The sequence below is a fragment of the Terriglobus sp. YAF25 genome (genome assembly GCF_052113305.1).
Classification (GTDB): Bacteria; Acidobacteriota; Terriglobia; order Terriglobales; family Acidobacteriaceae; genus Terriglobus.
This window is the reverse complement of sequence record NZ_JBFRCY010000284.1, coordinates 1-8,306: the sequence shown is the minus strand read 5'-3', so window position 1 is coordinate 8,306 and position 8,306 is coordinate 1. Positions and strand designations below refer to the sequence as shown.

General features: G+C 57.9%; 7 protein-coding genes and 2 pseudogenes. 6 read left to right on the top strand and 3 right to left on the bottom strand.

Annotation, left to right across the window (positions count from 1 at the left end):
* The 3 genes and pseudogenes from AB4043_RS13235 to AB4043_RS13225 form a co-directional block, all read right to left on the bottom strand.
* Window positions 1-237, bottom strand: a pseudogene (locus AB4043_RS13235) (ABC transporter ATP-binding protein); the annotation flags it as partial.
* 41 nt (window positions 238-278) lie between these two features.
* On the bottom strand, window positions 279-1,058 hold the full coding sequence (locus AB4043_RS13230) for a hypothetical protein (protein WP_442307246.1): 780 nt from the start codon (window positions 1,056-1,058) through the stop codon (window positions 279-281).
* 79 nt (window positions 1,059-1,137) lie between these two features.
* On the bottom strand, window positions 1,138-2,589 hold the full coding sequence (locus tag AB4043_RS13225) for a sensor histidine kinase (protein ID WP_442301726.1): 1,452 nt from the start codon (window positions 2,587-2,589) through the stop codon (window positions 1,138-1,140).
* A gap of 17 nt (window positions 2,590-2,606) precedes the next feature.
* On the opposite strand from AB4043_RS13225, the gene AB4043_RS13220 reads away from it, so the two are divergent.
* The 6 genes and pseudogenes from AB4043_RS13220 to AB4043_RS13195 form a co-directional block, all read left to right on the top strand.
* A complete protein-coding gene (locus tag AB4043_RS13220) occupies window positions 2,607-3,737 on the top strand; it encodes a universal stress protein (RefSeq protein ID WP_442301727.1) in 1,131 nt (376 codons plus the stop codon).
* Window positions 3,734-4,432: a response regulator transcription factor gene (locus AB4043_RS13215; protein WP_442301728.1), complete on the top strand. Its 699-nt coding sequence runs from the start codon at window positions 3,734-3,736 to the stop codon at window positions 4,430-4,432. The genes AB4043_RS13220 and AB4043_RS13215 overlap by 4 nt, the downstream gene beginning before the upstream one ends.
* A gap of 65 nt (window positions 4,433-4,497) precedes the next feature.
* Window positions 4,498-5,786 (top strand): annotated as a pseudogene (locus AB4043_RS13210) (outer membrane beta-barrel protein).
* Window positions 5,787-5,900: 114 nt separating this feature from the next.
* Window positions 5,901-5,987 (top strand): K(+)-transporting ATPase subunit F, encoded by an 87-nt coding sequence (gene kdpF / locus AB4043_RS13205; RefSeq protein ID WP_442301839.1) that lies wholly within the window; start codon window positions 5,901-5,903, stop codon window positions 5,985-5,987.
* Complete coding sequence (kdpA, locus tag AB4043_RS13200; protein ID WP_442301730.1) at window positions 5,988-7,751, top strand: potassium-transporting ATPase subunit KdpA; 1,764 nt, start codon at window positions 5,988-5,990, stop codon at window positions 7,749-7,751. It abuts the gene before it with no gap.
* Between the two features lie 11 nt (window positions 7,752-7,762).
* On the top strand, window positions 7,763-8,306 hold a 544-nt coding region (locus tag AB4043_RS13195; RefSeq protein ID WP_442307245.1), incomplete at its 3' end, for an HAD-IC family P-type ATPase.

The following is an 8,306-nucleotide window of genomic DNA, read 5'->3' as shown; positions in this document are numbered from 1 at the left end:
CAGCATACCCTGTGTGGACTGACCCGCGACGAAGTGGACGAAACGGTTGAGCCAGCCGCTCATATCCTTGCCCTTGAAGATATTGTCGAGAACGATCTTCAGAGGCCAGGGCTCGAGCAACCCGGCAATGCTTTCGCCGGCGATTGCGAGCAAACCGAGCCAGAGCTGCCTTTTGTAGGGCGAAAGCAGCCCAAGAATGGTCAGCTCGCGGCGCGTCTCGGATGCGGCGTTCGGCATATGAGTTCCATGCGAGAGTACTCTAGCGCGGTCCCTATTTTCTACCTCTTGCGACGAATCATAGCGATAGCATCGGCCACAAATTCGCGCAGCTCATTCGACGCCGCACCGGTAACAAAAGAATCCCCAAAGCTACGTGCGGTCGGGGTAAACCCGGTATCGCGTTCGGGCTCATAGAGGTTCGTAATAGCGGCAGAACCGGCCATACCGCAGATCTGCGCCCAGTTGATGCTCGGCTGGCCGGAGTCGGTGCGGGTAATGAGGACACGCGACGCGGCATAGACGGCGCGCTTCATGAATGAGTGGCTGCGGCCTTGTCTGTAGTAGCGAGGATCTTCGTGGAACGCGCCGGCGAAGACACCAAGTACCAGAACCGACTGCGTGCTCTGCTTCAGAGCTGCGGCCCCTAAACGCTCACCAAAGGCTCCGCTGTCAGTTCCATAGTGCGGACGCCCATCCCTGAGATGACTCAAGCCCGCTGAAACGAGCCAGCTTACAGGGGACATTGGCCGAGTCTGGCTGCGGATACCAAGGATCAGCTTGTCGCCTGGCGTAAGGGGCTGGGCCTGCTGGCCCGGCTGAATGATACGCGTATATTTCCTGGCCACATTGGTTTTGATGGCTGGGGCAACCTCTGCCGCTTCGATCGTGCTTGTATTCTGTGCCTCAGCGTTCAGGGCAGCAGAACGCACGAAACCAGGGCTGTCGGGCAGCAGTTGCACCGCACTCTCAGCTAGTAAAAACTCAGCGGAAGCCGGCTGGATAGCGGGTTGCGCGGCGGATGCAAGCGGCAACAGGCAGAAAAGTGAGCCCGTCAGCAAAAATCGGCTAATTCCATTCATTGTCATGAGTGTGTGAGAGTCGGATGAAGCTGGTCAGCAACCAGTTGCTTTTCCTGAGCTACGTGACTTGAGGAGCAGCCAGAGGAATGGTGAAGGCAAAGACCGATCCCTCACCTGGCCGGCTGACGACATCGATAGAACCTCCATGTGCCTCTACGATGGAGCGGCTGATCGAAAGCCCCATCCCTGTACCGGAGATTCGCTGGTTGTGAATCGGAGCGCGATAGAAGCGATCAAAGATCAGGCTCTGTTCATGCGGATCGATGCCGATTCCCTTGTCGGCCACACTGATAGCCAGCTTGTTCCCCTGCACCTCGGCCGTAAGAACGATGGGGCTTCCTTCTGCGGAGTATTTCGCAGCGTTCTCGAGGAGATTTCCCAGCACTTTCTTTAGAAATTCGAAGTCAGCGCGTACAGGTTCCTTTTGCCGGATACGTACATCGATGGGATTTCTTTCCTCCACCCAGCTCACGTCCTTGATGGCGCCGGAGATGACATCGTCGATATCCACAGATTCAAAGGTCATATGGACCTGGCGCGCGTCGAGCTGCGCCATCTCTACTGCCTGGGAGACCAGACGATTGATGCGATCACTCTCCTGATCGATGATGGTCAACAGCTCATGCCTGTCCTCGTCTTTTTGGATTTCATCGGAGAGCAGCGCGCTCGCCGCTCCCTTGATCGATGTAAGCGGTGTACGCAATTCATGAGTGATGGAATCGATCATCAGGCTGCGAAGCCGCTCGCTTTCTTTGGTGGCCTCACTATGAGCCACGTTCTCGAGCGCCTTGGCGCGATCGAGCGAAACGGAGATGATGGTGCCGATCGCTTCCAGGGCGCCGTCGGAGAGATCGGCTCCTCGCAGCATGAGGATGCCTCGAGGCTTCACGCCGACCTTCAATACGACCCTGACTTCATCTCCGGTACGAATTATCCCGCTGCCATCCTGCGCCTCCTGTCGAAGATAGAGCCGCTGATGCTCAGAGGTCGCTTCCGTTCCTGCCTGGAACATGATGTCCTCATCCAGCAGATACAGGACGGCGGAACGCGCCTTGGTGGTCGCCACGACTGCCCGCGGAACTCCGTCAATGAGGGCGGCAACGTTATCGGTGGCCAGCATCTCGCGGCTGAGAGCGAAGAGCGTTTCGAGCTCTCGCTGGCGGGAGCGCGCGTCTTCCGCCTCGTCCCGGGCTTTTTGAGAGAGCCGGCTACCGATCAACGCCGTACTTAGAAAGGAAAATAGCGCAAGCCAGTTCTGCGGATCCGCGATCGTAAGCGTATCGACCGGCGGAAGGAAATAGAAGTTGTAACCCAGCGTGGCCAGCACCGAAGTGACGACAGCGAGCCGCAGGCTCCAGGTGGAGGCAAGCACAAGGATGTATAACAACAGCGTGAGCGCGACCGTGGTCGGATTGACGTGGAGCCAGTGCCGGTAGACAAAGATGATTCCCGCCAGTGCGACAATGGAGAACGTCCAACGCGTAATGGCGACGATCCTGCGCGAGTTCATGAGGAGCATTCTAAGCCTTGTCTGACTATCGCAAGTCTCCTGAAGAGTGGTTGAAGACCAGTGACACGGAGAAAACACGCGGGCGCTTCAAGGTCTTTCTTGGATATGCTCCCGGAGTTGGCAAGACCTACGCCATGCTGAGTGAAGGCGTGCGCCGGCGCAGCCGTGGCGAAGACGTTGTCATCGGCGTCGTGGAGACCCACGGCCGTGCCGGCACCCTGGAGATGGCCGAGAAACTCGAGCAGATTCCCCGCAAAGAGATCGAATACAAAGGCACGGTCTTCACCGAGATGGACGTCGATGCCATCTTGGCGCGCATGCCCCAGGTCGTGCTGGTAGACGAGTTAGCGCATACCAATATTGAAGGAAGCCGCACTAAGAAACGCTACGAAGACGTTCTGCTGCTTCTGGAAAACAAGATCGATGTACTTTCGACCATCAACATCCAGCATGTCGAGAGCCTGAGCATGCGGGTGCAGGCACTGACCGGGATCAAAGTTCATGAGCAGGTCCCTGACTGGGTTCTGGACAAGGCGGATGAGATCGTAATCAGCGATCTGACGCCGGAGGCCCTGATCACGCGCATGCGCCGCGGCGATATCTATCCTTCAGAACGAGTCGAGCGGGCGCTCTCGAATTTTTTTCGCCAGGGGAATCTGATCGCCCTGCGCGAGATGGCGCTGCAGCGGGTAACCCGCGCTGTGGACCGAACGCTGGACGACTATGTCAAACGCAAGCGTCTCGGCCCCCAATGGACCGTAGCGGAACGAATTGCAGTGTGCATCAGCGCAAACCCGGAGGCTCGGGACCTGATCGGGCGCGGCGCACGGCTTGCCGAAGCTCTGGACGGAGAGCTCTACGTCCTGCACGTCGACAGCGAACGGGACAAAGAGCCTGAGCGCAAAAAGACGCTGGAATCTCACATCCAGTTCGCCACGAATCTGGGCGCCACGGTGGTTCATCTAACTGGTAGTAGTGTTGCCTCTGCCACGGCGGCCTTCGTCAAGGAACAGCGCATTACCCAGGCGCTGTTCGGACGCTCGGCCCTRCACGGCCTGAAAAAGTATCTATATTATCTGGCTATTCAGAAGTTCATGTCGGAAGCGCCGCATGTGGACCTGCACATCATCACCCAGGAGTCTCGATGAGCGCCAACATTCTGATCGTGGACGACGATCCCCAGATCCTGCGCATGCTGCGTACTTCGCTGCAGGCCAGCGGGTACGCCGTCAATACGGCTTTGAGCGGAGGCTCCGCGTTATCAACGATCGCGCAGGCGGTACCCGACCTGCTGATCACCGATATCGCCATGCCGGGCATGGATGGTATTGAACTGACAAAGCGGGTTCGCGAGACCCATACGTTACCGATCATTGTGTTGAGCGTGCGGGACAATGACGAGGCCAAGGTGCAGGCACTGGACGAGGGGGCAGACGATTACGTCACAAAGCCCTTCCGAACACCGGAGCTGTTAGCCCGGGTACGGGCTCATCTGCGCCGCAGCCAACGGACGGAAGACACACCACACCCCGTGCTGCATGTCGGTCACTTCGAGATCGACCAGGACAGCCATACCGTTACGATGCGCGGTGAGCACATCCATCTCTCGCCGAAGGAGTTCGATCTGCTGCTCCTGTTTGCGAAGGCTCCGCAAAAGGTGCTTACCCACAAGACCCTGTTGCGGGCGATCTGGGGCGTCGCGGGAGCCAATCAGCCGGAATACCTGCGCGTGCTGGTGGCCCAGCTTCGTAAGAAGATCGAGACGGACGACTCCAAGTACATCCAGAGCGAACCCTGGGTCGGTTACCGGTTCAATCCTGAGGGCCGGGATGAACTCTTATGACTTTTTAACGCTTTTCCTATGAATTTCATACGGACCCTGGCCGTTGAATCTATATCAGGGTTCGTATGAAGATTCTGGCCAGCACTGTAGCGTTTCTCCTTCTCGCAGCCTTCCCGCTGACGGCACAATCAGCGCCGGATCCGTCAGCCGCCCGACGGGCAGAGATCGCAGAGCTGCGGGCAGAGCTTGCTCGCCTGGCAGCCAGGCTCGATGCCCTGGAGAAGGCAGAAGCTACCTCGGCGACCGTACCTGCCGCACCAACAACCGGCGTTCCGGCCCCTGTTTCCTCCGCGCCTTCTGTTTCGAGCTCGGCTCCAGCACCGGCTGTACCGACGGCAACTACGGTCGCATCCRCACCCGCTGCGGCCCCGGCTACGGTGGACGACCTCCTGCACGGAACAACGCTCGGCTTTGGTCTTGACGGCTACTACGGCTACAACTTCAACCAGCCCATCGGACGCGCCAACTTGTTGCGTGTCTACGATGTCACCAGCAATAGCTTCAGCATCAACCAGGCTTCCCTGGTCGTGGAGCGTATTCCCACCATCGACAGCCGTTTTGGCGGACGCCTCGACCTGCAGTTTGGCCAGGCGACAGAGACACTGCAGGGCTCTTATGCGAACGAGCAGCGGACACAGGTCTGGCGCAATCTGTTCCAGGCTTACGGCAGCTATCTTGCCCCGGTCGGGAGTGGACTGCAGATCGACTTCGGTAAGTTCGCCAGCGCCCTGGGAGTAGAGGGGAACTACACCAAGGATCAGATCGCCTATTCTCGCTCGTTCACCTTCAACTATCTGCCCTATTACCGTCATGGAACGTGAACTACTACTTTGGCCAGGAGCAGCGCGACGTCCTGCCGACAGATAACCCGGGGGCTCCGACCTACCCCACGCAGCCCGGCCTTCCAACGACGAACATCACGCCGGCTCCGAACGGACGGAACCACATCTTCGACACCTATGCGACCTGGAACGTAACCCCCAGGCTCACGCTGGTAGGCGAAGCAGATTACGTGATTAGCCGTGTGCAGCAGGAGTCGAACCCCGCGCATGTGGCGATTGTGGCGGCCTATATACGCTATGCGCTTCCGAAGGACTGGGGTATCGGCAGCCGCTTTGAGTACTTCGACGACCGCGGAGCTCTATTCAGTGGAAAGACACAGGCTCTGAAGGAGTTCACTTTCGTCGCCGATCGTAAGCTTGCGCCGGGCATGCTGGCCCGTGCTGAGTACCGCAGAGATTTTTCCAACCAAAACTTCTTCACCACAGACAGGGTGGGCGTGCTGGTTAAACAACAGCCGACTGCAACGCTCGGGCTTGTCTTCTGGTGGGGTAACAAACAGGGCCAGTGGTAATTGGCCCGAGGGGGACACCGTGCCCGATGTCATCGCAGGCATTACGCTCATCCTTCTTTTTCCGCTCAGCCTTCTGTATGTCCATGGCTGTGYGCGGCTGAAAGGAAAGAACCAATGATTCTCAACTGCGTTCTTCTCGCCATTGTGCTTTCACTGATGGCGTATCTCGTCTACGCATTGCTTCGCCCGGAGAAGTTCTAAATGTCTCTCAATGGCTGGCTTCAGATTGTGGTCTTCTTTGCCGCTGTCCTGCTATTCACAAAACCACTCGGCGCTTACATGGCGCGCGTCTTCCAAAGACAACGTACACCACTCGATTTTATCTTCGGCCCATGTGAGCGTTTACTTTACCGCCTGACCGGAGTTAATCCTGAACAAGAGATGAGCTGGGGCGTTTACGCCACGGCCATGCTGGTCTTCAGCGCCGCAACGCTGGTACTGACCTACCTCGTAGAACGGTTACAGCAGGTGCTACCGCTAAATCCGCAGCACCTGCCAGGCGTAGCCTCGGATCTTGCCCTGAACACCGCAATCTCGTTTACTACGAATACGAACTGGCAATCGTATGTGCCTGAGTCCACGATGAGCTATCTGACCCAGATGCTTGGCCTGGCCACGCATAACTTCTGGTCGGCAGCGGTTGGACTTGCACTCGCAATCGCTTTCATTCGTGGCATCGCGCGGCGCGAGATGAAGACACTTGGCAACTTCTGGGTTGACCTCACGCGCGGAACCCTCTGGGTCCTGCTGCCGCTGTCAGCGATCTTCGCTCTGGTCCTGGTCTCGCAGGGAGTGGTCCAGAACCTGAAACCGTACGACACGGTCAAGCTCGTCGAGCCGCAGACCGTCACCGGAACAGATGGAAAACAGACCACGGTCACAACACAGACCATCGCTCAGGGCCCGGTTGCATCGCAGGAAGCGATCAAGATGCTGGGCACCAACGGCGGAGGGTTCTTCAATGCGAACAGCGCTCATCCGTTTGAGAATCCGACTCCGCTGAGCAACTTCCTGCAGATTCTGGCGATCTTCCTGATTCCAGCGGCACTGACGGCAACGCTTGGCCAAATGGTTGGCTCTCCGAAACATGGATGGGCTGTCTTTGCCGCCATGGCGTTGTTGTGTTTTGTTGCTGTGCTGACGTGTTACTGGGCCGAGGCACATGGCAATCCCTTGATGCACGGCGTTGATCAGCATGTCTCCGCGTTGCACTCCGGCGGCAACATGGAAGGCAAAGAGGTACGCTTCGGCATCGCCAACAGCGCGCTGTTTGCCACCGTCACTACCGACGCGAGCTGCGGCGCGGTGAACTCCATGCATGATAGCTTTACGCCTCTTGGCGGCATGGTGCCCATGGTGAACATCCTGCTTGGCGAGGTCGTCTTCGGCGGAGTCGGAGCAGGCATGTACGGCATGCTCGTCTTCGTGATTGTCGCGGTCTTCATCGCAGGCTTGATGGTAGGCCGGACTCCGGAGTATCTCGGCAAAAAGATCGAAGCCTACGATGTGCAGCTGTCGATGCTGTACGTCCTGATCTTCCCGTTATTGATTCTTGGCTTTGCCGCGGTCACGGTGCTGATGCCGCATCTTGGCCTAAGCAGTCTTGCGAATCACGGGCCTCACGGTCTGTCAGAGATCCTCTATGCCTATACCTCGGCAACCGGCAACAACGGATCCGCCTTCGCGGGCTTGAATGCTAACACCCACTGGTACAACTACACGCTGGGCATTGCGATGTTCTTCGGGCGCTTCATGATGATCATCCCGATGCTGGCGATTGCGGGCAACCTTGCCGGCAAGAAGATTGTCCCGGCGTCCTCCGGCACATTTCCGGTCACCACGCCGCTGTTCACGATTCTGCTAACCGCAGTCATTGTGATTGTCGGTGCTTTGACCTTCTTCCCTGCACTTTCACTGGGTCCGATTCTTGAGCACCTGCTGCTCGGCGCCGGACAGACTTTCTAAGGAGACCGGAGATGTCGCACGCAAAACGCCGCTCCATGTTTGATCGCAAGATCGTCCGCCGCGCCACGGTGGATGCACTGCTGAAGCTTTCACCAAAGGTCATGATGAAGAACCCTGTCATGTTCGTGGTGGAGATCGGCAGCGTTCTCACCACAGTGCTGCTCATTCTCAATCTCATTACCAAGCGTGGGCACTTCCAGTTCGATCTGCAGATCACGCTCTGGCTGTGGTTCACGGTTCTGTTCGCAAACTTCGCGGAAGCCATGGCCGAAGGCCGCGGCAAAGCCCAGGCCGACGCTCTGCGCCAGGCTAAATCAGAAACAACAGCATTCCGTGTTGGCAAGAACGGCATCGAGCAGATTGCCAGCTCGCAACTGCGGGCGGGTGACGTCGTACAGGTCAGCGCCGGGCACATGATTCCGGGCGATGGCGAAGTCATTGAAGGTATCGCTTCCGTCGATGAATCAGCAATTACCGGCGAGTCTGCTCCCGTGATCCGCGAGGCGGGTGGTGATCGTTCTGCTGTTACCGGTGGAACGCGGGTTCTCAGCGACG